Genomic DNA, 23,586 nt, shown 5'->3' with positions numbered 1-23,586 from the left:
TTTCCCCGACTCCCCCCAAACTAGGTAGCGCTAACTGTCGTGTTGGGCACCGAAAACGACAGTTGCCGCTACCCAGTTGGGGAAGTATCCGATTTTGCTATCAGTTTTGCACAAAACATGCATTGGAGGTATGTATTGGGCAAGGGCTACGCTGGCGGAATGCCACACAATGCCAGCCTGACCGGCAGCGGTACGGAGCCGCGCTGGGACGGGCATGCCAAGGGATCACGGGCCTACGGCCGGATCCTCGCGGGCCTGTCCTTTGCCGGCGTGGCGACCTTTGCCCAGCTGTACTCCACGCAGGCGGTCCTGCCCCTGCTGGCAGCGGATCTCCGGATTTCCGCGGCCGAGGCCGCCCTCACGATTTCCCTGGCGACCGTGGGCCTTGCCGTCACGGTGATCCCCTGGTCCTTCCTCGCCGACCGGATCGGCCGCGTCAAGGCCATGACCTGGGGCATCTCCATCGCCACCGTGCTTGGCCTGCTGGTGCCGCTGGCGGACAGCTTCGGCATGCTGCTGGCCCTGCGCCTCCTGGAAGGCATGGCCCTGGGCGGGATTCCCGCCATCGCCATCGCCTATCTCAATGAAGAGGTGACCAAGGCGCACGCGGCGCTGGCGGCGGGAAGCTACGTGGCGGGCACCACGCTGGGCGGCCTTGCCGGCCGCCTGGTGGCCGGGCCGGCCGGAGAGTTGTGGGGCTGGCGGGCAGCGGCCCTGGCCGTATCCGTCCTGGCAACGCTTGCCGCCGTCGCCTTCCTGGTGCTGGTGCCCCGGGCCCAGGGCTTCGTCTCCACACGGGCAGCCGGCCTGGGCGGCGCACTGCGCACCCTGGGCGGGCACCTGCGGAACATCCGGCTGCTGGCACTGTACGTCCAGGCCTTCCTCATGATGGGCGGCTTCGTTGCCGTTTACAACTACCTGGGCTTCCGGCTGTCCGGTGAGCCCTTCAGCCTTCCCGCCACCCTGATCAGCCTCATCTTCCTGGCCTACCTGTCCGGCACCGTCTCCTCGCGTTGGGCCGCAGGGCTGACGGTGCGCTTCGGACGGCGGAACATCCTGCTCGCCGGTCTGGGCCTGTCGACGGCGGGACTTGCCTTGACGCTGGCGCCGTCCCTCGCCCTGATCCTGGCAGGCCTGGTGGTGTTCACCGGCGGATTCTTTGCCGCGCACAGCATCGGGGCGGGCTGGACGGGAGCCATCGCCAGCACCGGACGCGCCCAGGCCGCATCGCTGTACAACCTCGCCTACTACCTGGGGTCCAGCGTCATCGGCTGGGCCGGCGGCCTGGTATTCCAGTCCTGGGGATGGAATGCCCTGGCGGTGACCGTTATGGTCCTCGCCTGCCTCACGGCGGCCGCTGCCGCCGTCGTCCATTCCCGGACGGAACGGCCCTCCGCCTGACCCGCCGCAGGATGTGCCGCCTTCCAGCCTGAGCGAATTATCTGCTCCTGAAGGAGTGCCAATGTTCCTGAAATTCGGCCGTGCGCGCTCATTCGGGCGTGAAAGCGCGGTATCGGCGGTCTAGGATGAACGCACCACCCTTGGAAGGAACCGCAGTGAGCACGAATCCCAGGAACACCAGGCCGGGAGTCCACCTGGAGCCGCTGGACGCCATCGACGAGCGCCTGCTGGCTGCCCTCGTGGAGGACGCGAGGATCTCCAACAAGCAGTTGGCCGAACTGGTGGGCATAGCCCCCTCCACGGCCCTGATGCGGACGCGCGCCCTCTCGGAGCGGGGCATCGTGCAGGGCTACGAGGCCAAGCTCAGCCTCTCGGCCATCGGCAGGTCGGTGCAGGCGCTGGTTGCCGTGCGGCTTCGGGCCCACGACCGGGACCAGATTGACCGTTTCACCGCCCGGGTGCCGCACCTGCCCGCCGTGTTGTCCACTTTCCACACCTCCGGCTCCGTGGATTACCTGCTGCACATTGCCGTCGGAAGCACGGAGGACCTGCGGGACTGGGTGCTGGACAACCTGGCAACGGACCCCGTAGTGGGGCATACCGAAACCACGCTCGTCTTTGAGCACATCCAGGGCAACCACGGGCCACTTCCGGAGTAGTGGAAAGCTCGGCTAGCCCCTTCCGGGGTGGCGGCGCACCGTGTGCGCCAGTGTCACGACGGACAGGGCAAGCGCCGCCGTACCGCACACTGCGACGAAACCGCCCACGGCAGCAGCCTGGCCGAATACCCCTGTTGCCCAGCCGAGCCCCAGGACCGGGACGGCACTGCCGAGGTAGGTGATGACGTACACCGTGCTGACAATCTGGGCGTGGCGGGCAGGCTCCACCCGGGCAGCCACCTCATTGAAGACGGTGCGGAATGCCAAACCCTGGCCGGCACCGGCCGTTGCCGCCGCAAGCACCAGCATCACAGGGCTGTGCCACGCGCCGGCGGCCCCGAGCAGGAAGACTGATCCGCCAAGAACGGCCAGTCCGGCAGGAACGACGTAACGGCCGCGGACAGCCAGCAGCTGGCTGAGGGCTGACGTTCCCAGTGGGAGGCCTGCGAGCAATCCAATAAGGGGCCGGGATTCCGTCCCCAGCACCTGTGCGAAGTAACCGGGAGCCAGCGAGAGGCAAAACCCGAAGACAGCAAAGCTGAGGAAGCCGACGGCGGATGCCAACCAAAATGCTGCCCGTGCGTTCTGCGACACGGAGGGCCGCCGCGGTGCCAGTGCCTGCAGTGGCCTGGACGGCGAGGGCAGCATGATGGCCGGACGGGCCCGGATCAGGTACAGCGGCACCAGAAGCGCGGCCAGCACCACGGAGTACACGGCGTAGGGAGCAGTGGTGGCCGCGGGCAGCAGGGACAGCAGCCCGCCGATGACCGGGCCGGCAGCTACTCCACCGGCCGAGGCCAGCAGGGTGAAGCGGGACGCCCATTCCGGGCGGGACGGCAGCAGTTCACGCAGGGCCGCCGCGCTCGCACCCGTGGCCAGCGCAACAGCCACCCCTTGCAGCGCGCGCCCGGCACACAGCCCTGCCAGCGACCCCGCCCCTGCGAAGACCCAGCCGCCCGCCAAACCGGTGAGCACGGCGAGAAGGAGTGCAGCGCGGCGTCCGATGTGGTCCGACCAGTGCCCGGCCAGCATCAGCGTGGCCACGAGGGCAAGGACGTAGCTGGCAAAAGCAGCTGTCACGTCCAGGGCGGAGAGCCCCAACCCGGCCTGCAGGAGTGGATAAAGCGGGGTGGCAAGGTTGGCTCCCACCAGAAGGACAAAAATGACGGCGCCCGCCATCACCAGCCGTGCCGTGGTGGAGGCATCCCATCCCGCAGCTGCGGACGGAGCGGGGCGCATACGGAGTTCGCTGAAGACCGTCATGATGCCGCCTTCCGGTTTTGCCGCGGCGGGTGGTCCTTGTGGGAGCCCGGCGCGGCGTGAATAGGTGATGGCTCCAGAATGGAGCACTACTGCTCGTTTGAGCGGAAATACATGGAAGAATTGAGCAGGATCGTCAAAACCTGCACCCGCCGATGATGGAGAGTGACCATTTGGACAAGCTGGACCCTACCGACCTGAAGATCCTCCTGGCGCTGATCCGCGATCCCCGGATCCAGGTGGGCGAGCTGAGCGACTCGGTGGGCGTTGCCCGCAATACCGCCCAGTCCCGGGTCCGGCGGCTCATCCGAGCCGGAGTGCTGCGCCCGGGCGGGCGGGAAGTTGACCTGGAGGCTGTGGGCTATGACGTGGTGGCCTTCGTTACCATCGAAGTTTCCCACCGCGAGCTGGACGGCGTGGTGGCGGCGCTGCGGCTGATCCCCCAGGTCCTGGAGGTCCACGAGATATCGGGCCGCGGCGACGTCTGGTGCCGGGTGGTGGCCACGGATACGCACAACCTGCAGGCGTCCCTGCGGCAGGTCCTGCGGATCAAGGGCGTCATCCGGACTGAAACTGTCCTGGCACTGCACACGCACATCCCCTACCGGACCGAGCCCTTGATCAGCGGCCTCGCCAAGGCTGCGGGCAGCTGACCACTCCATCCCGCCGACGCTCCGCATCCCGGGCGGCGGCGGCCGGACGGCTAGGATTTCGAGAATGGATTGGCTCTCTTACGTTTCACAGATCAACTGGCTTGCGGTGCTGCTTGCCTTCGCGGCAACGATGGCCATCGGCTTCGTCTGGTACATGCCGGCGGTGCTGGGCAACCGGTGGATGGCCGCCATCGGCAAGACCGAGGACGACCTGAAAAACATCAGCGGCGGGGCCGGGATCTGGCTCCCCATGATGGTGGCCGCGGCGCTGACTGCCATCCTCCTTGCCGTCCTGATCAGCAAGCTGGGGCTGGACAACGCCCTGGCCGGCGCCTGGTTCGCCCTGGTTGTGGGGCTTGTTTTCAGGGCGGGCGGCCACGTCATCCACAATGGTTTCGCCGGGCGCCCGGCCGCCGTGACGCTGATCGACTCCGGCCATGACCTGGTAGCCATGACAGTCTCAGGGGCCATTATCGGAGCCATGTCCTGAGCATGCGGCCTATGCAGACAGGAGGCACCCGCCCATGACCATCATCGACAACGCTGTTTACGTGGACGGCGTGCGCCATGCCGAACCCGAAAACCTGGAGCAGACGTTCGAGACCCTGGCGCACCACGGCGGTATGGCCTGGATAGGACTGTACCGCCCTACCGCCGAGGAGATGGCGGCAGTGGCCGCTGAGTTCGGGCTGCACTCCCTTGCGGTGGAGGACGCCATCTCCGCACACCAGCGCCCCAAGATGGAGCGCTACGAGGACAACCTGTTTACCGTCCTGCGGCCCGCCCGGTACCTGGATGCAAGCGAGACGGTGGAATTTGGGGAACTCCATATCTTCACCGGAAAAAACTTTGTGGTCACGGTGCGGCATGCGGAAATGGCCGGCGTGGCCCGTGTCCGGAAACGCCTGGAGGCACGGCCGGATCTTCTGCGGCATGGCCCGGAGGCAGTGCTGTATGCCCTCCTGGACAGGGTGGTGGACGACTACGCTCCCGTGGTGGCCGGGCTTGAAAACGACATTGACGAGATCGAGGACCAGCTCTTCAGCGGTGACACAACGGTGTCGCGGCGGATCTACGAACTGGCCCGTGAAGTGATCCAGTTCCAGCGTGCCATCCACCCGCTGCCGGACATGATGCACCAGCTGAAGCGGGGCTTCGCGAAGTACGGTGTTGAGACCGAGCTCCAGCACAGCCTCCGGGACGTGGAGGACCACGTGGAACGGGTGATTTCCCGGGCAGACTCCTTCCGGGACCTCCTGCAGAACGCCCTGACCCTGGACGGAACCCTGACGGCGAACCGGCAGAACGAGGCCAGCGCGGAGCAGAACGAGCAGGTGAAGAAGATTTCCTCCTGGGCTGCAATCCTGTTTGCGCCGTCGTTCGTGGCCGGCATCTACGGCATGAACTTCGACCATATGCCAGAGCTGCACTGGGACCTGGGCTACCCGATGGCCATCGGCCTCATGGCGGCGACGGCCTTGGCCATGTACGCGATCTTCAAAAAGAAGGGCTGGCTGTAACCGGCCCCTAAACGCAGCCGGCCAGGATCCCGGCAATGGCGTCGCGCTCCGCCGGGGTCACCCACAGCCGGTACTTCGCCTTCACGGAGGTCTGCCGGGCAACATACTCGCAGCGGAACGCCTTGTTCGGCGGGAGCCACGTGGCGGCGTCCTTGTCACCCTTGGCACTGTTAGTGGGCCCGTCCGCGGCCATCAGGTTCAAGGGGTCATTGGCGAGTTGGCGCCGCTCTTCGTCGCTGAGTTGCCGGGCACCCTTCTGCCAGGCATCGGAGAGGGCAACGATGTGGTCGATCTGGACCGCCGTGCTGGTGTCCTGGCCGCGGACAAAACTGATGGTGGTGCCGGTGTACTTGTCGGCCAGCGTGCCGGTGGCCACCACACAATTCCGGGTGCCGGGCTTGAACGTCTCACCCTCCAGGTCGCGGGCGAGGATGTCGTTGCGGGTATCGCAGCCGTTGCGGTCCACATCCGCCCATGCGGGCCCGAACTCGTCGCGGCTGTAGCCGGTCTTCGGTGCCCGGCCCTTGACCGGAATGGTTTCCAGCCGGGCAAGCGCGGCAGCGGCTTCTTCAGGGTTGGATGACGACGGCGATGCCTGGGCTGCAGCATCACAGCCGGCGAGAGTGCCTGCAAGGAGAAGGCTGGTAAGAACGGCTATGGACCTGGCAGCTGAGAAGTTAATCGTCATGTTCCTTCACGGATGCGGCGCCCGTGGCCTGGACCGTGCTTTGTGTGGAGACCGTGCATTGTGTGGAGCTAAGGAGATTCGAACTCCTGACCTCTTCGATGCGAACGAAGCGCTCTACCAACTGAGCTATAGCCCCGGAACTGGCCGCCCTCGCGGTGCGAGTGCGGAACCGGTGACCCTAGGCTACAAATTTTCCCCGCTCAATGCCAACCGGCGCGCCAACGGATACGCATCCAAGGTGACTACCGGCGTCGGGCATTTGCATCGGGGCCCGCGGCACGTGCTTCCTAGGCGCGGCGGCGCTGCAGGACGTCGTCGAGGTTGCTGAGGGCGCTCTGCGCCTTGGTGAGCTGCTGGTCCTCTGCTCCCGCCGGGGCAGCAGGCTGAGCGGCTGCCGCACCCTGTTTCAGGGAGGGCTTGCCCACGGCCTTCGGGGCCGCCGGCAGCTCAAGCGGTTCGGGCTCCGGGCGCTCGGCCTTGGCAGCTTCCACGTATACGGGCTTGGGAACCTCAACGGGCTCCCAGGGAGTACTGGAAGGAGTTTTCGACGCCGCTGCTGCCGCACTGGCATCACCTGCAGCCACGGCTACAGCCAGTGCCGCCGCGCGAAGTTCCTGTGCTGTCAGCTGCTGGGCCTTGGGCTGGTGCGCCTCGGCGTCAAAAAGGGGGCTTTCCGGGCGGGCAGGAGCAGCTTCAGGCTTGGGCGGGATGTGCTCGGTGGCATCAGGGCGCCGTGCCGGTGCACTCATTGCCGAACGAAAGGCCGCATCGACTTTCGCCTTGCGGTCCCGGATAGCCAGCCAGCGCAGAATGGCGACAGATGCCGCGGTCAGCGCTGCGCAGGTCAGCGGGAGGACGGGCGAGCCGAGCCCGAAGGGCAACAGCACCCCGGAGACAAACGCCGTCAGCAGGGACAGAAACCCGACGAGAGCCAGGGCCGTACGGCCGTAGCGGATCCGGAAACGGCCCGCAGGTGCGGGGCCGCCAGCATTGGAAGCCGGTCCGGCGCTCTTCCTGGTTTCCATTGCTTTCTCCTGCTGGGCGGCGATTTTCAGTACCAAACCGGCTGGTGGTTCAGGTCTTTCATCGGCTGGTGCGTCTGCCGGAAAGTCACCGGCGGGCTGGAACTGGTGCCGGCGGTTCCGGAGGACGTACGGGGCAACCCACACAATCCAGAGCACGACGGCAACCACAAGGATCACTGAGCTGCTAAGGGGGAAGTCCACACTCAAAACCGTATGAGCATCACATGGTATGGCGCGGCATTAGCTTCGGTGTGTCGCGGCCCGGCTCGCAAATGAGTGGATTTATGACGGGCGGGACGCCAGCCAAGGGCGCAGCAGGCCGTCCGGGACTTCCTCGGACGTCAGTGCGAAGGACCGGTGGTCAGCCCAGTCGCCGTTGATGTGCAGGTAGCGGGGACGGTACCCCTCGTCCCGGAAACCCAGTTTCTCCACCACCCGCAGGCTGGGCCCGTTTTCCGGCCGGATATTGATTTCCATTCGGTGCAGCCCCAGCGTCTGGAAACAATGGTCGGTGACGAGCGCCACCGCAGTTGGGGCGATGCCCCGCCCGGCTTTCGCCTGGTCCACCCAGTACCCCAGCGTCGCCATCATGGCTGATCCCCACACGATGGACGAGACGGTCAGCTGGCCGATGATGGCCGGATTCCTGCTGCCGGGCACGCGCTCGGTAATGACGAACGGCAGCGCAGTGGCCTGGGCCGCCTGCGCATTCAGGGAGCGCACCATCTGCCGGTAGTCCGGCAGGCCTCCGCGCGGGTCAGGATTGGACGCTTCCCACGGTGCCAGCCACTCGGTGTTGCGGGAACGGACTTCAGTCCACTCTTTTTTGTCCCGGTACCTGATGGGGCGCAGGACCAGGTCGCCGCATTCCAGGGTCACGGGCCAGACAGGGCCAAGGCGCATGGTGCTACTTGGAAAGGCCGCTGGTGAAGCCCGGCAGCCACTCCCGCAGGCCGGGACCCAGATCGTCGCTGTCGATGGCGAGCTGGACGCACGCCTTGAGGTAGCTCAGCTTGTCGCCTGTATCGTAGCGGCGCCCGCGGAACACCACGCCGTAGACGCCGTGGCCTTCGCCGTCACCGGTGGCCAGTTCCTGCAGGGCGTCGGTCAGCTGGATCTCGCCGCCACGCCCCGGACCGGTGCGCTCAAGGACACCGAAGACGGCCTGGTGCAGCACGTAACGGCCAATCACGGCCAGGTTGGACGGTGCTTCGTCGGCGGTGGGCTTCTCCACCAGCCGGTTGATGCGCACGTACCCTTCGCCGTCGATCTCCTGGATATCCGCGCAGCCGTAGGCGCTGATCTGTGAGGGTTCCACTTCGATAAGCGCGACGACGGAGCCCCCGGTTTTGGCCTGCACGTCGATCATGGTGCTGAGCAGTTCGTCCCGGGCATCGATGAGGTCGTCGCCCAAAAGGACGGCGAATGCCTCGTCGCCAACGTGCTGCTTGGCGCGAAGCACTGCATGGCCCAGGCCGTTGGGGTCCCCCTGGCGCACATAGTGGATGTCACCGAGGTTGCTGGCCGCCTGGATGGACGCGAGCTTTTCGGTGTCACCCTTGTCCGCCAGCGTGGACTCCAGCGCCGGGACGCGGTCAAAGTGGTCCTCCAGCGCCCGCTTGTTCCGTCCCGTGATCATCAGGACATCGTTGAGACCCACGTGGACGGCTTCCTCAACCACGTATTGGATGGCAGGCTTGTCCACCACGGGAAGCATTTCCTTGGGCATGGCCTTGGTGGCAGGAAGGAACCTGGTACCCAGCCCGGCAGCGGGGATGACGGCTTTGCGAACTCTCGGGTTACTGGTACTCACCGGACTAATCTAACGTCAGCGTCAAGCATTCAGTAATCTAAGGACCGGCCGCCACCTCCCTGGGGGCGCCACGGAAACCGCCAAACGGCGGGCAATCGGAGGACATGCACCATGCCTGAAAAGACGAACACGAGGCACGCCTTCGACGCTGCCGCCAAGGACGGCATCCGCACAGCGCACCGGCGGCGCAGGGCAACACTGACTCCCGCCGATCTGGAGGCCGCCGGGGCCGCCCTCGCCGTCCACGGTGCGGCGTGGGCGGAATCCCTCTCCGGCGGGAAGCCGGCCACGTTCTGCGTGTACCTGGGCATCGGTGTGGAACCGCCCACCCTTCCCCTGATCACCGCCCTCCACGGCAACGGCCACCAGGTCCTGCTTCCCGTCTGCGAACCCGGCAGGGAACTCAGCTGGGTTTTCTGGAGTCCGGAGGCCGGGTTCGAGCGCAGCAAGTATGCGCCCATCCTGGAACCTGCCGGGCCCCGGCATGGACCCGATGTGGCGGGCGAAGCGACTGCCCTGTTCATCCCAGCAACCGCAGTGGATCTTGAGGGCAACAGGGTGGGCCAGGGCGGCGGCTACTATGACAAATTTCTTGGTCATCTTGCGACCGCCGGGAAGGAAATTCCGCTGGCCGCTGTTATCTACGACGATGAACTGCTTCCGGCCGGGCACATTCCCGCTGAAGAGTTCGACCGTCCCGTACCCGCCGTCCTGGCACCGTCCGGGCTCAGGTCGCTCGCCAGCGGAGTTTGAGCCCAGGTGGCGGGGGCGCCGGAGGATGATAGAATTAGCACTCAGGCCCTGCGACTGCTAATGGATTACCAGGTGGCAGCACGGGACCTCTCGTTTGCCCAAGAGGAGGAGCACCAGTGCCAACATATGCTTACGCCTGCAAGGATTGCGGCCATGCCTTCGATATTGTCCAGTCTTTCTCGGACAGCTCATTGACGTCCTGCCCCGAGTGCGAGGGCACCCTGCGCAAGAAGTTCAACAGCGTGGGCGTCGTGTTCAAGGGCTCGGGCTTCTACCGCACCGACTCCCGCGACTCCAAAGGCAGCACCGTGTCTGCAGCTCCCGCGGCGCCTGCGTCCACCGCACCCGCTCCCGCAGCTGCCGCCGCGGCCTCCGTTCCGGCGGCTGCCGCCAGCTGATTCAGCGTCCGCCATTTCGACGGCGGCCCCGCGCCTTGTGACTGGACGTCCCCTTCGGACGTTGTCCACATAGGCGCGGGGCCGCTGTCGTTTGCTTTTGCAACGCCCTTAGCGTGGGGTCATGCCTGCACACCCGCTTCGCGCCCGCCGGGACACTCCCGGGTTCCTCCACCGCAACCGGAGGCCCCGTCCTTCCCGCCGTTCCGGGACCAGCCGCCCGGCTGCGAGATTCGCGGGATGGCTGAGCCGCAACCGGCGCCTTGCCGTCGCACTGCTTCTGTGCGCGGCGGCAGCACTCACGGTCCATCAGCTGACTCCGGCACCGGTTTACACCGTGAGCGCACTGGCTGCCGCCCGGGACCTGCCGGCCGGGTCGGCCATGGCGGCGGCAGACCTTGCCCAAGTACAGGTGCCTCCGGGCATGCTGGCGGACGGGTTCCTCCGCGACCAGGCCGAGGCGGCCGGGAAACAACTGGCAGCTCCGCTGCGCAAGGGCCAGTTGCTGACGGACGCCCAGCTGGTGGGTCCCGGCCTGCTGACGGGCAGCGCGCCAGGTTCAGCTGCCGTTCCCTTGAGGATGGCCGACCCCTCGTCCATCCAGCTGGTGTCCCCGGGCCAGCTGGTCAACGTGGTACTGACAGCAGCCAACGGCTTCGACCAGCAGGAACCGTCGGAGGTCCTTGCAACCGGTGTGCCAGTGCTGTGGACGTCCACAAAGGGCGGCCAGGGCGGGCAGTGGCTCGGAACCCAGGAGACCGAAGGGCTGATTGTGGTGGCCGCCGATGCGGCACAGGCAGCCCGGCTCGCCGGAGCGTCAACCCAAGGCAAACTGTTTTTCGTCCTGGTGGGACCTCCCTGACCGGCCGCACCCCTAGCCTCGCAAGGCCGTCCGGCTCCACGGCCAGGGAACCCTGCGGGCGTCGGCGCATCTCTCGACGGCGCGTGTCGTTGTGCTTCTGTTCCGTCAGCCCAGTTGGCGTCAGCCCCAGTGCGGCGGTTTCTGTTCCTTCAGCCAGGCGTCGTGGTCATCCTCGCGGTCGCCCCAGGCGCGGGGATCGTCTTCCGACGCCGTCCTGGGCAGGATCCCTTCGGTATCACCCGGCACGGGCGCGGGAGCCGGAGCAGCCGCGGTGTCAGCCGATGCCGGCCCGCCGTCGGCAGCGCTGTTGTTCTTCTCTTCGCTGGCCATGTGGCCCGCCTCCTTGCTGCTGTCCGTTTCACCCTGCACCGGCTCACCCTCTACGGGCTCAACCCCGGCGTGCCCGCCGGCAGGCTGCCCAACCTGGGCGTCGGCCATGTCGCCGGCCCGGCGTCCTGAAGCCGGGCGGGTGGAATGCCTTACGTAGGAAACCGGGGCGGGCTGAGCGGCGTCAATATCATTGAGCGCCTGATCAACGTCGTCGTCAAGGAAACCGACAGACGCCGGCCGCGCCGGAAGCGCCATCTTTTCCAGGCCCAGGTACCCTGCGATCCGGTCAGCGCAGGCTGACGGATCGGTGAACACCTCAATGGTCCACAGCGGCATGTACCGCCAGCCCAGGCGCTCCAGCAGCTGCGGCCGCAGCCGGCTTCGCTCCCGGACACTCATGGTGCGGTACTGTTCGGTGCCGTCGGACTCAATGGCCACAGGCCACGGGAGGTCGGCGTCGTCCTGGCCCATGGTGTTGAGTGGATCAGCGGCTGCCACCACATCAATGGCGCCGTCGTACTGATGCCACACCCGTGCACCGCGTGCACGCAGGCGGTCCCCCAGGTCCGCAACCAGCGGGTCTGCGCCAAGGGCCTGCTCGCTGGCGGCGGCGCGCGACGCGGGAGTGCCGAGATCGGTGTTGCCCGAAATCTCCCGGTCCAGGAGTGCGTACAGGTCCACGGCTCCGTGCGTCAGCCGGGTGTGGTCCAGGTCTTCGGGGCGGAAGCACGTCAGGACATGCATGGAGCGCCGGGCGCGGGTCATGGCCAGGGCAAACTTTTCGCGGCCCCCCTCGGCCGAGAGCGGCCCGAAGCTGTGAAGGGCACGCCCGTGCGGGGTCCGGCCGAAGCCCGGCGAGAAAATGACGTGGTCCCGCACCAGGCCCTGCGCGCGTTCCAGGTCGACCACCCGGAAGGACTCGGGGCCGGCGCCGAAGAATCCGGCGAGGCCCGGATGGTTAGGCAGCTGGAGGCGGATGGACTCACCGATCCGGGCGGCGTGCCGCAGGCTGGCAGTGACCACGGCGAGGGAGGTACGCGGGCGCAGCCGTGCGTGCTCAAAGACCAGCTCCACCACCCGGTTGACTTCTGCCACTACGGACTCGACGCCTTCGTGGTCTGCACTGGGCAGCCCTGTTCCGTCCGGCAGGTATTCCACCAGCAGGGACCGGTCCAGCCCTGTGGCGGACTGGCCCTCCGGCAACCGGCGCAGGCCGCCGTCGTAAAAGTTCTTGCTCAGCTGCAGGACCAGGTCCTCGTCCACCGCGCGGTAGACGAAGTTCAGCCGCCACACCGGCAGCACGGCCGACAGGGCAGTAAACGCGCTCTCAACGCGGTGGTGCGCCGACTCCCCCGGGGCCAGGCGTTCCACGCCCACGGTGAAGGTCCGGGGGCTGGCAATCCGGGAGTCGCCGAAGGCGATCACCTGGCGGGCGCGGGCGATGGACGGCAGGACGGCCTGCAGCGAGGTGGCTTCCGCGTCGAGGATGACCACCGCGTCAAAATGCTGTTCGGCCGGAAGCAGGCCGGTCATCAGGTAGGGACTCACGGACCAGACGGGAACCAGGGTCCCAATCAGGTCAGGCGCCTGTGCCGTCAGTGCCGGCAGGGACACCCGGCCGTCCTTGAGCAGGCTGCGCAGGAGGTCGGCCTGGCGGGGCTGGTCCGCGATGGCTGCCCGCCACCGCTCTGCGAGGTCCCAGCGAAGACGTGCGGCGCCGCTGGCAATGTGCGCGTTGTCGGCCAACCGGTACTCGGCTTCCAGTTGCCGGAGGGCATCGCCGTCGGACATCGCCAGGTAGTCGTCGCCGCTGATCATCGCTTCGAGGGCCGACTGCCACCAGGCCAGTTCCAGCTCCGCTGCCACGGAACCCGCGGGAACTTCCCGTTCGGCGAGGTCGGCCAGGAGCTCCCCCAGCCCGTGCTCGCGCATGTTCTCCACCAGGAGCGTGCGTTCCGGCAGGGTCTTGAGCGTGTCGCTGTCCGCCACCAGGCGCTCGAGGCGCTCCATGAGCTCTTCATAGCGGACGCGGGACAGTGCGCCGCCCGCTTCCGTGTGCTTCAGGGCCTCCCCCAGCTGGGTGAGCTGGCGGTCCAGTTCCCGGTACATCGCGTTCATTTCGGCGAGCCCCGAGGGAACAGCAGGATGCCTCTGGGTGGTGGCATAGCCGGCCCACAGTGCCCGCTGCTCCTGCACCAGCACCAGCGAGCTGTGAAGGTCGGCGATGTGGACACCCGGCCGGACGTATTCCTTGGCCACCCTGCGCAGGCGCGACCGCTGCATGGACGTCATCTCGATGCCGCGTTCCCGCCGCCATGCGGACGGAGCGGTAGCGGAGATCAGGTCAGTGACAGGCCTGTCGAAGATGTCCGGAGTGAACTTGTCCAGGCTCCCGCGGACGGCCACCAGCAGCTCGAGCTGTTCGCCCCACTCGGCGAAGGAAGCACCCAGCCGGATTTCCGCGTGCTCGGCGACGGCGTTCATGCGGTCCCGCAGGAGGGGCAGGCTCTTCTCCACGGCGCGGACAAGATCCTGGGCTTCCTCGGTTTCCTTGCGGGTGAGGAGCCGGGCGCCGTGCCACGGGCTGGTGGTGGAGGCTTTGCTGAAGCTGCCCAGCTCTGCCGCCCGGCGGAGCCTGCCGGCGAGCTCGTCGCGGTCGCGGATGTTGTCCAGGACGCTCCGCTTCAGCCGCACGGTGGTGGCGGGGGCCGGATGGATGGACGTGAGCTCGGCCAGGGACTGCATGGCCTGGTAGGGCGAGCACCCCCAGCGCTGGCGGACGTTGTGCAGCGATGCCACATGGTCCATCAGGGCGTGGCGGTGTTCGGTCAGGGTGGTGTGCAGGTTCCCAAGCTGGGGTTCCAGGGACTTCTCGTTGCGGACGATGGCCCGCACCAGCTGGGCCTTCAGCTGCTGGGCCGTGACGTTCCCGGACAGCTGGAACAGGATGGACTCGAGGCCGAGGGACTCCAGCTGGCCGGAGACCTCGTTCAGGCTGGCGCGGCGGTCGCCCACCACCAGGACGGTCTTGCCCTCATCCACCAGGGCACCGATGGTGTTGATGGCGGTCTGCGTCTGTCCTGTTCCCGGGGGGCTGCTCACCACCAGGGAGTCGCCGGCGCGGGCGGCGTCGATGACGTACTGCTGGTCCGTGTCTGCGTCCAGCAGGAGGAGTTCGTCCTCGGGATGCCTGCTGTCCAGCGGCGGGAAACGGGAAGGGTCCGGTTCCTCAACGTCCACCACTTCGCCGCCCGCGGCGGTGGCCAGGGCGGACACGAGCGGGTTGGTGTCATTGATCCAGGGATCGTCCAGGTTTCCCGAAAGGTCAGCGAAGGTGGAAACCAGCAGGTTGTGCTGCGCCTCGGCTCCGTGGATGGGCCTGATCAGGGTGCCCAGCCGGTCCAGCACGGGCTGCGGATCGAAGCGGGCGGTGCTGTAGGCAAGGCGGGTGACGGCGTTGACGTCAAAAACGATGCCATGCACGTTTTTGAGGTGCCGCACCAGGGCCGGGTTGATGTGGGCCTGTTCGGTCAGCTGGAGTTCGTAGTCGTCCTCCCCCGGCCGGACGGTCAGGGAGATGGCGGTCAGCATCACCGGCGCCGAGACGCGCTGGGGCTTGCCTCCGACGGCGGATGTCCACACCACGGTGCCGGCGGAGAGGTAGCCGGCGTCGATCCCGCGGTCGTTGGCGAGTTCGAAGATCTTGGACCTGATGTTGCGCGAGGCCCTGGCAGCCACCACGTATTGCTGCCGGTCCCGGATGAGGGTGGACAGCCGGGTACGGCGCCCGGCCATGAGCTGCGCCAGGCCTGAGGGGTGGGCGTGGGTCAGGTCGATGGAGCCTTCGGGGGTTTTGGTAAAGCGCAGCATCGTGTCTGCCCCGGTGACGGGTTTAAGCCCGGACAGCCATTTGCGAAGCTCTTCCGAGCCTTCCGGGTGGCCTTGACCAACTGACACTACTGCCTTCTTTTCTGCGTTTGCACGTGACGCCCTGGACCATACCGGCATAGGTTCGAGCGTAGCCGCTTCCACGCCCGGACTGAGAGACCGCAACACTGCAGTGCCCTAATTTGCGGGAGATTTCACCCCGGAACAGCAGTGGCCGGCCTCCTTTGACGGAGGCCGGCCACTCAGAATGCTATTCCCACTCGATGGTTCCCGGCGGCTTGCTGGTGACATCGAGCACCACGCGGTTGACGCCTTCCACCTCGTTGGTGATCCGGTTCGAGATCCTGGCCAGGAGCTCGTAGGGAAGGCGTGACCAGTCCGCCGTCATGGCGTCCTCGGAGGAGACCGGGCGGAGGACGATGGGGTGGCCGTAGGTGCGGCCGTCGCCCATGACGCCGACGCTGCGGACATCCGCCAGCAGGACCACGGGCATCTGCCACACTTCGTTGTCCAGCCCGGCGGCGGTCAGTTCGGCGCGCGCGATGGCGTCCGCCTTGCGCAGCAGGTCCAGCCGCTCCTTGGTGACTTCACCGACGATGCGGATTCCCAGGCCGGGGCCGGGGAAGGGCTGGCGTCCGACGATTTCCTGCGGCAGGCCGAGCTGGGCACCGACGGCGCGGACCTCGTCCTTGAAGAGGGCGCGCAGGGGTTCCACGAGTTCGAACTGGAGGTCCTCGGGAAGGCCGCCCACGTTGTGGTGGCTCTTGATGTTGGCTGCACCTTCGCCGCCGCCGGATTCGACGACGTCCGGGTACAGGGTGCCCTGGACCAGGAACTTGATCTTCTCGCCGTGCGCGGCGGCCTCGGCGATGATGGCCAGTTCCGCCTCCTCGAACGCGCGAATGAACTCGCGGCCGATGATCTTGCGCTTGGTTTCCGGGTCGCTGACACCGGCGAGGGCGGACAGGAAGCGTTCCTGCTCGTTCGCGACGTACAGCTTCACGCCGGTGGCGGCAACAAAGTCGCGCTCCACCTGCTCCGCTTCGCCTTCACGCAGCAGGCCGTGGTCCACAAAGACACAGGTGAGCTGGTCACCAACGGCACGCTGCACCAGGGCTGCTGCGACGGCGGAATCCACGCCGCCGGAAAGGCCGCAGATGACGCGGGCGTCGCCAATCTGCTTCCGGATCCGCTCCACCTGCTCCTCGAGGATGTTGCCGGTGGTCCAGTTGGGTTCAATTTTGGCGCCCTTGAAAAGGAAGTTCTCAAGGACCTGCTGGCCATAGGCGGAGTGCTTGACCTCCGGGTGCCACTGCACGCCGAACAGGCCCTTTTCCTCGTTGGCGAAGGCGGCCACTTCGGCGCCCGCCGTCGTCGCCAGGACCTCAAAGCCGTCCGGCGCCTCGTGGACGGAGTCGCCGTGGCTCATCCATGTGTTCTGGTGCTGGGGCATGCCCTCAAGGACGGAACGTCCCTCGCCCAGGATGGTGGTTTCCGTGGAGCCGTACTCCCGCAGCCCGGTCTTGTCCACCTTGCCGCCGAGGGCGTTGGCCATGGCCTGGAAGCCGTAGCAGATGCCGAAGACGGGAACGCCGGCTTCAAAAAGGTCGGCACCCACGCTCGGAGCGCCGTCGGCGTAAACGCTGGACGGGCCGCCGGACAGGATGATGGCGGCGGGGTTCTTGGCGAGGAGCTGCTCGGTGGAATAGGTATGCGGAACCACTTCCGAATACACATTTGCTTCCCGGACGCGGCGGGCAATCAGCTGCGCGTACTGGGCACCGTAGTCAACAACCAGCACCGGCTTCTGGGAAGTCTGGGATGCAGTGGGAGTAGTCACCGTAATAGCCTACTTTGCGCCGTTGCACCGGCGCACCTCGAGAGGCCGCGCTGTGACGCACCAAACGTTGGCGACGCCGGAAAGGCGCCCGGAGGCGGGACCGCGGCTCAGTAGCGTTGCGGCGCCTGCGGGTTGGCCGCGAGCTCGGCCTCCACCTCGGCATGGAACTTCTTCTCCACGATGAAGGACAGGAACGGTACCACGCCGCCCAGCGCCAGCAGGATCAGCTTCAGGAACGGCCAGCGCATGAGGGCCCAGAGCCGGAAGTTGGAGATCAGGTACACCACGTACATCCAGCCGTGCACGATGAGGACTGCGACGGACAGGTTGACCCCGCCCAGCACGCCGTGGGGTTCAGCGTCTGCAAAACCGAAGCCGAAGGGCTGGCCGGTGACCGCGTTGGTGCCGCCCGCGAACAGGTACTGCCCGAACCCGTAGCGGGCGATCAGCTCGGCGCAGAGCAGCAGCAGCATGGCACCGGTGAGGTAGGCCAGGACCTTGTAGAACTTCAGGGCTGAGCGGATCTGGGCCTCGGTACCGCCGAAGCGGCGCTTCTTGCCGGCCGTTTTTCCGGTGGCCTGCGTGGGGGTGGCCGGTTTTGGATCGATCATGGCTGTACCTTTTGCTGGTTCTGTTCAGGGTGCTGGGGCTGCTCTGGGGAGATGGCGTCGTGCTCTTCGTCGAGGATGTCCTCGAGGTCCCGGTGGTAGTCGTCCTTGACCAGCCGCCACCAGATGAAGAGGGCGAAGCCGGCGAACACTACCCACTCCAGGGAGTAGAAGAGGTTGAGCCAGTTGATCTGCTGTGCTGGGGGCTGGGGGCCGATGTTCAGTGGCAGCAGGTCGCCCGGCACAGCGGCGGGGCTGACGTCCGCTCCCCCGGCCACCTCGGCGGTGGCGGCTACGAAGCCCGGGTAGCTGCTGACTTCCCAGTAGTTGATCAGTTCCGCCACCGAGACGGCGGTGGCCTCTCCGGGTGCGGGTGCCTCCCCTGGGAGCGGGGCTTCGGATGGCAGGAGCCGTCCGGTCAGTTCGATAAGGCCCGACGGCGGTGCTGCCGCGTCACCGGGTTCCGCCACCCAGCCGCGGGCCACGGGGATCCACGTCCGGGGCGAGGCGGCGGCGCCGCTCAGTGGCGGGGCTCCGTCGACGGCGAAGGCGGAGACCACCCAGTAGCCGGTTTTTCCGCCGTGCAGCCGTCCCGGGACCAGGACCTGCTTGTCCGGGTCATAGGTGCCCTGGGCGCTGACCATCTGGTCGGCGTCGGTTCCGTGGAAGAATTCGCCCGGCTGCAGGGTGTCCGTCAGCGGCTGGACCTGCTCGGTGGCAGGGTTGACCGGCACCTCGGGCGATGTGGAGCGCCCGAACTGCCACTGGCTGAGCAGCACGAAGACCCCGGAAATGGCGATCGCGAAGACGAAGCCTGCGATCCATCGGGGCTTAAGGGCAGTTTTCCACACGTCTTAACCGTACTTCGTACTTCTGTAGAACAACTAAACGCCGGCCCTGGAAGGTACCCTTGGCCGGCCCGGTACCGGCTCAGTGGTCGAAGAACACCAGGCTGGAATTGATGAGTTCGGCGATGACCTCGGCGTCGTAGGCGCGGCGCAGTGACTCGCGGAACGATTCCTTGGACAGCGACCGGGCAAGGGTGGCCAGGACCTCAAGATGGTCGGAGAACGAACTGGCCGGGGTGGCGATGAGCAGGATCACGGTGGCAGGCCCGTCCGCCGCCCCGAAGTCCAGCGCGTGGCCGTACTTGGCGATTCCTACGGCGATTGACGTGCGGGAGACGAACTCGCTGCGGGCATGCGGCAGCCCTATGCCGCCCGGCAGTCCGGTGGCCAGCTGGTGTTCCCGGGCGTTGACGTGTTTGAGGAACCCCTCCAGGTCCGAGACGCGCCCGGCGGCGAACAGCCGCTCTGCCAGCTGCGTGGCGGCGTCGGCCTTATCGGATGCCTCCAGTTCCAGGATCACCATCTCGGGGGTGGTGAGGTCGGCATCATACGGGTCAAGTGGTTCCGCCAAGGCGTATCCCTTCGGTCAGCAGTGCTGGGCTATCAGCCCCTCAGCGCAAGGGCACGATGTCTTCCACGCCCAGGCGGGCGGCGTCTGCGGATTCGTCGTCCGGCTGTTGCTGGCTGAGGCGTTCGGCCTCTACACGCGCAATGTAGTGCCGGACCTCATTTTCACGCTGTGCGTCGCTCCAGCCAAGGACGTCACCCATCAGTTTAGCGACAACCGGAACGGCGGACACACCCCGGTCCCAGGCCTCGATGGAGATCCTGGTCCTCCTGGTCAGGACGTCATGGACGTGGCGGGCACCCTCATGGGTGGCGGCGTAGACGGCCTCGGCCTGGAGATAGTCGTCCGCGCCCGGGATCGGTTCTGCCAGGGACGGGTCCTGTTCGATGATGGCCAGCACCTCGGGCGTCATGGACCCGTACCGGTTGAGCAGGTGTTCGATCCGGGCCACGTGCACACCGGATTCCTCGGCGGTGCGGTTGCGCCGGTTCCAGGCGGCCCTGAAGCCCTCGGCACCGAGCAGCGGGATGGTTTCCGTGCAGCTGGGCGGAACCCGTTCGTCCATGGTGCGGGTTGCCTCGTCCACGGCGTCCTTGGCCATGACCCGGTAGGTGGTCCACTTTCCGCCGGCCACCACCACGAGGCCGGGGACGGGGTGGGCCACCACGTGTTCGCGGGAAAGCTTGGCGGTGGAGTCGTTTTCGCCGGCGAGCAGGGGCCGCAGCCCGGCATACACGCCCTCCACGTCCTCCCGGGTGAGCGGCCTCTTGAGGACCTGGTTGACGTGCTCAAGGATGTAGTCGATGTCCTTGCTGGACGCCGCGGGGTGGGCTTTGTCCAGGTTCCAGTCGGTGTCGGTTGTTCCGATGATCCAGTGCCGGCCCCAGGGGATGACGAACAGCACGGACTTCTCGGTCCGCAGGATCAGCCCCACGGTGGACTGGAACCGGTCCCGCGGCACCACCAGGTGGATGCCCTTGGATGCCCGGACCTTCAGCTGGCCGCGATCCGTCACCATCGCCTGGGTCTCATCCGTCCAGACCCCGGTGGCGTTGATGACCTGCTTGGCGCGGATGTTGAACTCCGTTCCGTCCTCGCGGTTGACCACCTTGGCCCCCACCACCCGTTCGCCCTCGCGCAGGAAGTCCACCACGGCCATCTGGTTCACGGCGTGTGCACCGTAGTAGGCAGCAGTCCGGATGAGGTTGGCAACGTACTTGGCGTCATCCACCTGGCCGTCGTAGTACCGGATGGACCCCACGAAGGCATCGTTTTTCAGGCTCGGGGCGGCCCGCAGGGTGCCGCGCCGCGTGAGGTGTTTGTGGAAGGGAACGCCGCGGCTGTGGCCGCTGGAAATCGACATGGCGTCGTACAGCGCGATGCCCGCGCCCACGTAGGGCCGCTCGATGAAGGGCTTGGTCAGCGGGTATAGGAAGGGCACCGGGCGGGCGAGGTGGGGCGCAAGCTCGGAGAGCAGCAGCCCGCGTTCCTGCAGGGCTTCCTTGACCAGCCCGAAGTCGAGCATTTCGAGGTAGCGCAGCCCGCCGTGGATGAGTTTGGAAGACCGCGAGGACGTGCCGGCTGCCCAGTCGCTCGCTTCAACAATGCCGACGCTCAACCCGCGGGTCACGGCGTCGAGGGCCACTCCCGTGCCGACGATGCCGCCGCCGACAATGAGGATGTCCAGTTCCTGGCCAGGCTGGGAGGTGTCCCGGAGCCGCTGGATGGATGCTTCCCGGGCTGCCGGGCCGAGGGCTCCTCCGTTTGCAGGAACAGTCTTCATTGAACGCCTCCAGTGCCACTTGTGCCGGTCGTAAAACCACAGTACTTGCTTGCAGCACGCTTGGGCAGGCTGGCCAGGGGCATGTGCAGCCCCTGGCCAGCCGCAGGCATCAGTTCCCTGAGTAAGGGGAAACGACAACGTCGACCCGCTGGAATTCCTTCAGGTCCGAGTAGCCGGTGGTCGCCATGGAGCGGCGGAGCGCGCCGATGAGGTTGGACGTTCCGTTGGTGTGGTGGCCCGGGCCGAAGAGGACTTCCTCCAGCGGTCCGACGGTCCCGACGTTGGCGCGGTCGCCGCGGGGAAGTTCCAGGTGGTGGGCTTCCTGGCCCCAGTGCCAGCCCTTGCCGGGGGCCTCTTCGGCGCGCGCCAGCGCGCTGCCCAGCATGACGGCGTCGGCGCCCATCGCGATCGCCTTGACGATGTCGCCGGAGGTGCCCATGCCGCCGTCGGCGATGACGTGCACGTACCGGCCGCCGGATTCGTCCATGTAGTCGCGGCGGGCGGCTGCAACGTCGGAAATGGCGGACGCCATCGGCGAGTGGATGCCCAGCGCGCGGCGAGTGGTGGTGGTGGCGCCGCCGCCGAAGCCGACCAGCACGCCGGCTGCACCGGTGCGCATGAGGTGGAGCGCGGGCGTGTAGCCGGCGGCGCCGCCCACGATCACCGGAACATCCAGCTCGTAGATGAACTGCTTGAGGTTCAGGGGCGCGTGGTCCTTGGACACGTGCTCGGCGGACACGGTGGTGCCGCGGATGACAAAGATGTCGACGCCGGCGGCGAGGACCGTCTTGTAGTGCTCCTGGGTGCGCTGCGGGGTGAGGGAGCCGGCAACGGTGACGCCGGCTTCGCGCATCTCGGCGAGGCGTGAAGTGATCAGTTCAGGCTGGATGGGTGCCTTGTACAGTTCCTGCATCCGTCCGGTGACGGCAGGGCTATTGGTCTCGTCCTGCAGCGCGCCGATCTCGTCCAAAATGGGCTGCGGGTCCTCGTAGCGGGTCCAGAGGCCTTCGAGGTCCAGGACGCCCAGGCCGCCCAGCTTGCCCAGGGCAATTGCAGTGGCCGGGGACATGGCGGAATCCATCGGCGCTGCGATGACGGGCATGCTGAACTGGTAGGCATCGATCTGCCAGGAGACGGAGACGTCCTTGGGGTCGCGGGTACGACGGTTAGGGACGATTGCAATGTCATCCAGGGAGTAGGCACGACGCCCACGCTTGCCACGGCCGATCTCGATCTCGTAAGTCACTGCTCTAGGTTATCCCAGCCGTCCTGCTGTTCCGGGACCATGGCAGCTGTCCGCAGGACTCAGTAACCTGAGGTCAACGCCTATAGCAAGGAGCTGGCCTTCAGCCGCCATGACAAGTCAACCCCTTTACCACGCCCGGCCCGCCCATCCCCTCGAGTACTGGCTCTCCCCCGACCTGGCCCGGGTGAGCCCACCTAACGCCCCGTCGCGTTTACGGCAACTGGCCGACGCCCAGGGCACGCTGGCGGCAGCGTGGAGCAGCGCGATCGCCGGCGGACCTGTCCTTGCCTTGGCCGGCGCGTTCTACTCAGCTACGTCAGGTAATCCTGCCGCCCTTGCTGTCCTCGGCCCCGTGGGTGCAGCCCTGGCGGCGCTCGGCCTGTTCTTCTGGAAGCGGGTACGCACAACGCTGCCCAATACCGATAAGAGCCTCATTACCCGCGGACCTGGATCAGCCCGGGGCAGCATCGTCATGGTGTCAGTACTGTCGGCCATCATTGGCGGGATCCTCTTGACGCCCCTGCCGGCGGCCGCTGACAGGGGAGACGGCACTGTGCTGGTACTGGCCGGCACCTTCCTGCTGATCGTGGGCCTCCTGGTGGCCTGCATCCTCGTCCCCTCCGTGGTGTTGGGGCGGGCACGGCAGTCCTTCCGGCAGCGGGTCCAATCGAACCCGGAACTGCGCAGCGCTGTGGAACAGGACCTGGCCGTGTGGCGCGATCCCTACGGCAATGCCGGCTACGGTCCGCTCTGAAACATGGTTAACCGCTGGATTTTTGACGGGCACATTGCCGGCATCGGCACCGCCTCCGGTCTCCGGGCCGTAGCAGGGATCTGGCAGCACTCCCCTTTCGGAGCCTTCGCGGACGTCATGCTCCAGCAGCCTTCCGGGCACCGGCTGCTGTTGGCGCCCACCGGGGAAACGGCTGACTTCATTTCGACCACCTATAGCTTCGACGAAGTCCAGGTTCTGGACGTGTCAGCCGAGCTGGACCGTCATCGGCTCACTGTGGACGCAGGTCCCCTGGCGATCCGCGCGGAAGTAGGAGGCAGAACATTGCTGGGAACCGCGCTGCGGGCAGTCCCGCGGCGCCTCGCTGTGCATCCGCGGTGGCTGAGCAGCGTCAGCCCGCTGGCGGCTTTAGCCGCCCCGGGTGCCCGCACGTTCGGCACCGCCGGCAATGGCAGGCGCGAGTATTACGGGGTAAGCGACCTGCACCACGTCACCTCCGCCGTCGTGACCTGGGAAGGGGCCGACGCCGGGACCCTGGCGCCCATCCGGCCGGCGGTGACGTTTGGGTTCAGCAGTGTCCCGCCGCGTCCCAGCCTGGCGCGGGTGCGCACCACCGTTCTCGACGGGCGGCCCTGAGGGGACAAGTCCCCACCGACTATACGCGGTGGCTCATGGTCAACAGCGGCCAACTCTGTGCCGACTGGCTGAGTCGA

22 protein-coding genes and 1 tRNA gene are annotated in these 23,586 nt (G+C 66.9%); 10 read left to right on the top strand and 13 right to left on the bottom strand.

The window, feature by feature from the left end:
- Positions 1 to 159: 159 nt before the first annotated feature.
- Complete coding sequence (locus AC5RWA_RS04255; protein ID WP_079597361.1) at positions 160 to 1,401, top strand: MFS transporter; 1,242 nt, start codon at positions 160 to 162, stop codon at positions 1,399 to 1,401.
- Positions 1,402 to 1,556: 155 nt separating this feature from the next.
- On the top strand, positions 1,557 to 2,060 hold the full coding sequence (locus tag AC5RWA_RS04250) for an Lrp/AsnC family transcriptional regulator (RefSeq protein ID WP_494056663.1): 504 nt from the start codon (positions 1,557 to 1,559) through the stop codon (positions 2,058 to 2,060).
- A 12-nt stretch (positions 2,061 to 2,072) separates the two neighbouring features.
- Here the strand turns inward: AC5RWA_RS04250 and AC5RWA_RS04245 are convergent, their stop codons facing one another.
- A complete protein-coding gene (locus AC5RWA_RS04245; RefSeq protein ID WP_494056662.1) occupies positions 2,073 to 3,323 on the bottom strand; it encodes an MFS transporter in 1,251 nt (416 codons plus the stop codon).
- A gap of 152 nt (positions 3,324 to 3,475) precedes the next feature.
- Between AC5RWA_RS04245 and AC5RWA_RS04240 the strand changes: the two genes are divergently transcribed.
- From AC5RWA_RS04240 to corA, 3 genes are all read left to right on the top strand, one after another.
- Positions 3,476 to 3,973: an Lrp/AsnC family transcriptional regulator gene (locus AC5RWA_RS04240; protein ID WP_115525159.1), complete on the top strand. Its 498-nt coding sequence runs from the start codon at positions 3,476 to 3,478 to the stop codon at positions 3,971 to 3,973.
- A gap of 64 nt (positions 3,974 to 4,037) precedes the next feature.
- Complete coding sequence (locus AC5RWA_RS04235; protein WP_494056661.1) at positions 4,038 to 4,463, top strand: DUF1761 domain-containing protein; 426 nt, start codon at positions 4,038 to 4,040, stop codon at positions 4,461 to 4,463.
- Positions 4,464 to 4,497: 34 nt separating this feature from the next.
- The gene (gene corA, locus AC5RWA_RS04230) at positions 4,498 to 5,493 is read left to right on the top strand and encodes a magnesium/cobalt transporter CorA (protein ID WP_079597366.1); all 996 of its coding nucleotides are present in this window, start codon (positions 4,498 to 4,500) and stop codon (positions 5,491 to 5,493) included.
- A gap of 7 nt (positions 5,494 to 5,500) precedes the next feature.
- Here the strand turns inward: corA and AC5RWA_RS04225 are convergent, their stop codons facing one another.
- From AC5RWA_RS04225 to galU, 5 genes are all read right to left on the bottom strand, one after another.
- Entirely contained in the window at positions 5,501 to 6,181 is a 681-nt protein-coding gene (locus AC5RWA_RS04225; RefSeq protein ID WP_275724990.1) for an HNH endonuclease family protein, read from the bottom strand.
- Between the two features lie 63 nt (positions 6,182 to 6,244).
- Positions 6,245 to 6,317 (bottom strand) — tRNA-Ala (locus AC5RWA_RS04220).
- A gap of 151 nt (positions 6,318 to 6,468) precedes the next feature.
- A complete protein-coding gene (locus tag AC5RWA_RS04215) occupies positions 6,469 to 7,407 on the bottom strand; it encodes a hypothetical protein (protein ID WP_494056660.1) in 939 nt (312 codons plus the stop codon).
- Between the two features lie 81 nt (positions 7,408 to 7,488).
- On the bottom strand, positions 7,489 to 8,109 hold the full coding sequence (locus AC5RWA_RS04210; protein ID WP_494056659.1) for a GNAT family N-acetyltransferase: 621 nt from the start codon (positions 8,107 to 8,109) through the stop codon (positions 7,489 to 7,491).
- 4 nt (positions 8,110 to 8,113) lie between these two features.
- Positions 8,114 to 9,019 carry a UTP--glucose-1-phosphate uridylyltransferase GalU gene (gene galU, locus AC5RWA_RS04205; RefSeq protein WP_079597370.1) on the bottom strand — a complete coding sequence of 302 codons (906 nt, stop codon included), beginning with the start codon at positions 9,017 to 9,019 and terminating at the stop codon, positions 8,114 to 8,116.
- A gap of 111 nt (positions 9,020 to 9,130) precedes the next feature.
- Here galU and AC5RWA_RS04200 point away from each other — a divergent pair, with 111 nt between their 5' ends.
- From AC5RWA_RS04200 to AC5RWA_RS04190, 3 genes are all read left to right on the top strand, one after another.
- Positions 9,131 to 9,772, top strand: coding sequence for a 5-formyltetrahydrofolate cyclo-ligase (locus AC5RWA_RS04200; protein ID WP_115525163.1), 642 nt, complete (start codon positions 9,131 to 9,133; stop codon positions 9,770 to 9,772).
- Between the two features lie 116 nt (positions 9,773 to 9,888).
- Positions 9,889 to 10,170, top strand: a complete 282-nt coding sequence (locus AC5RWA_RS04195) for an FmdB family zinc ribbon protein (RefSeq protein ID WP_494056658.1) — start codon at positions 9,889 to 9,891, stop codon at positions 10,168 to 10,170.
- Positions 10,171 to 10,291: 121 nt separating this feature from the next.
- Positions 10,292 to 11,029, top strand: coding sequence for an RcpC/CpaB family pilus assembly protein (locus AC5RWA_RS04190; protein ID WP_494056657.1), 738 nt, complete (start codon positions 10,292 to 10,294; stop codon positions 11,027 to 11,029).
- A gap of 120 nt (positions 11,030 to 11,149) precedes the next feature.
- Here AC5RWA_RS04190 and AC5RWA_RS04185 read toward each other — a convergent pair whose 3' ends face one another.
- The 7 genes from AC5RWA_RS04185 to AC5RWA_RS04155 form a co-directional block, all read right to left on the bottom strand.
- Complete coding sequence (locus AC5RWA_RS04185; RefSeq protein ID WP_494056656.1) at positions 11,150 to 15,367, bottom strand: AAA family ATPase; 4,218 nt, start codon at positions 15,365 to 15,367, stop codon at positions 11,150 to 11,152.
- 130 nt (positions 15,368 to 15,497) lie between these two features.
- The gene (guaA, locus tag AC5RWA_RS04180; RefSeq protein ID WP_079597375.1) at positions 15,498 to 17,087 is read right to left on the bottom strand and encodes a glutamine-hydrolyzing GMP synthase; all 1,590 of its coding nucleotides are present in this window, start codon (positions 17,085 to 17,087) and stop codon (positions 15,498 to 15,500) included.
- 107 nt (positions 17,088 to 17,194) lie between these two features.
- Positions 17,195 to 17,698: a DUF3817 domain-containing protein gene (locus AC5RWA_RS04175; RefSeq protein WP_115525167.1), complete on the bottom strand. Its 504-nt coding sequence runs from the start codon at positions 17,696 to 17,698 to the stop codon at positions 17,195 to 17,197.
- Positions 17,695 to 18,546, bottom strand: coding sequence for an SURF1 family protein (locus AC5RWA_RS04170; protein ID WP_494056655.1), 852 nt, complete (start codon positions 18,544 to 18,546; stop codon positions 17,695 to 17,697). The genes AC5RWA_RS04175 and AC5RWA_RS04170 overlap by 4 nt, the downstream gene beginning before the upstream one ends.
- A 79-nt stretch (positions 18,547 to 18,625) precedes the next feature.
- Entirely contained in the window at positions 18,626 to 19,114 is a 489-nt protein-coding gene (locus AC5RWA_RS04165) for a PTS sugar transporter subunit IIA (RefSeq protein ID WP_079597378.1), read from the bottom strand.
- A 40-nt stretch (positions 19,115 to 19,154) separates the two neighbouring features.
- A complete protein-coding gene (locus tag AC5RWA_RS04160) occupies positions 19,155 to 20,894 on the bottom strand; it encodes a glycerol-3-phosphate dehydrogenase/oxidase (protein WP_494056654.1) in 1,740 nt (579 codons plus the stop codon).
- 109 nt (positions 20,895 to 21,003) lie between these two features.
- Entirely contained in the window at positions 21,004 to 22,140 is a 1,137-nt protein-coding gene (locus tag AC5RWA_RS04155) for a GuaB3 family IMP dehydrogenase-related protein (protein WP_079597380.1), read from the bottom strand.
- Between the two features lie 109 nt (positions 22,141 to 22,249).
- Between AC5RWA_RS04155 and AC5RWA_RS04150 the strand changes: the two genes are divergently transcribed.
- The gene (locus AC5RWA_RS04150) at positions 22,250 to 22,894 is read left to right on the top strand and encodes a hypothetical protein (protein ID WP_494056653.1); all 645 of its coding nucleotides are present in this window, start codon (positions 22,250 to 22,252) and stop codon (positions 22,892 to 22,894) included.
- 3 nt (positions 22,895 to 22,897) lie between these two features.
- Positions 22,898 to 23,509, top strand: coding sequence for a hypothetical protein (locus AC5RWA_RS04145; RefSeq protein ID WP_494056652.1), 612 nt, complete (start codon positions 22,898 to 22,900; stop codon positions 23,507 to 23,509).
- The last annotated feature ends 77 nt before the right edge of the window (positions 23,510 to 23,586 follow it).

The organism is Arthrobacter sp. 210 2 (assembly GCF_059093025.1).
Note: the sequence above shows the minus strand (reverse complement) of the source record. Positions and strands in the feature narration are given on the sequence as shown.

What these genes read in the sequence shown, in the direction of transcription:
- AC5RWA_RS04255 (WP_079597361.1), top strand. Translation starts at nt 160, where the DNA reads ATGCCACACAATGCCAGCCTGACCGGCAGCGGTACGGAGCCGCGCTGG.
- AC5RWA_RS04245 (WP_494056662.1), bottom strand. Translation starts at nt 3,323, where the DNA reads ATGACGGTCTTCAGCGAACTCCGTATGCGCCCCGCTCCGTCCGCAGCT.
- AC5RWA_RS04240 (WP_115525159.1), top strand. Translation starts at nt 3,476, where the DNA reads ATGATGGAGAGTGACCATTTGGACAAGCTGGACCCTACCGACCTGAAG.
- AC5RWA_RS04235 (WP_494056661.1), top strand. Translation starts at nt 4,038, where the DNA reads ATGGATTGGCTCTCTTACGTTTCACAGATCAACTGGCTTGCGGTGCTG.
- corA (WP_079597366.1), top strand. Translation starts at nt 4,498, where the DNA reads ATGACCATCATCGACAACGCTGTTTACGTGGACGGCGTGCGCCATGCC.
- AC5RWA_RS04225 (WP_275724990.1), bottom strand. Translation starts at nt 6,181, where the DNA reads ATGACGATTAACTTCTCAGCTGCCAGGTCCATAGCCGTTCTTACCAGC.
- AC5RWA_RS04210 (WP_494056659.1), bottom strand. Translation starts at nt 8,109, where the DNA reads ATGCGCCTTGGCCCTGTCTGGCCCGTGACCCTGGAATGCGGCGACCTG.
- AC5RWA_RS04200 (WP_115525163.1), top strand. Translation starts at nt 9,131, where the DNA reads ATGCCTGAAAAGACGAACACGAGGCACGCCTTCGACGCTGCCGCCAAG.
- AC5RWA_RS04190 (WP_494056657.1), top strand. Translation starts at nt 10,292, where the DNA reads ATGCCTGCACACCCGCTTCGCGCCCGCCGGGACACTCCCGGGTTCCTC.
- AC5RWA_RS04185 (WP_494056656.1), bottom strand. Translation starts at nt 15,367, where the DNA reads ATGCCGGTATGGTCCAGGGCGTCACGTGCAAACGCAGAAAAGAAGGCA.
- AC5RWA_RS04175 (WP_115525167.1), bottom strand. Translation starts at nt 17,698, where the DNA reads ATGATCGATCCAAAACCGGCCACCCCCACGCAGGCCACCGGAAAAACG.
- AC5RWA_RS04160 (WP_494056654.1), bottom strand. Translation starts at nt 20,894, where the DNA reads ATGAAGACTGTTCCTGCAAACGGAGGAGCCCTCGGCCCGGCAGCCCGG.
- AC5RWA_RS04150 (WP_494056653.1), top strand. Translation starts at nt 22,250, where the DNA reads ATGACAAGTCAACCCCTTTACCACGCCCGGCCCGCCCATCCCCTCGAG.
- AC5RWA_RS04145 (WP_494056652.1), top strand. Translation starts at nt 22,898, where the DNA reads ATGGTTAACCGCTGGATTTTTGACGGGCACATTGCCGGCATCGGCACC.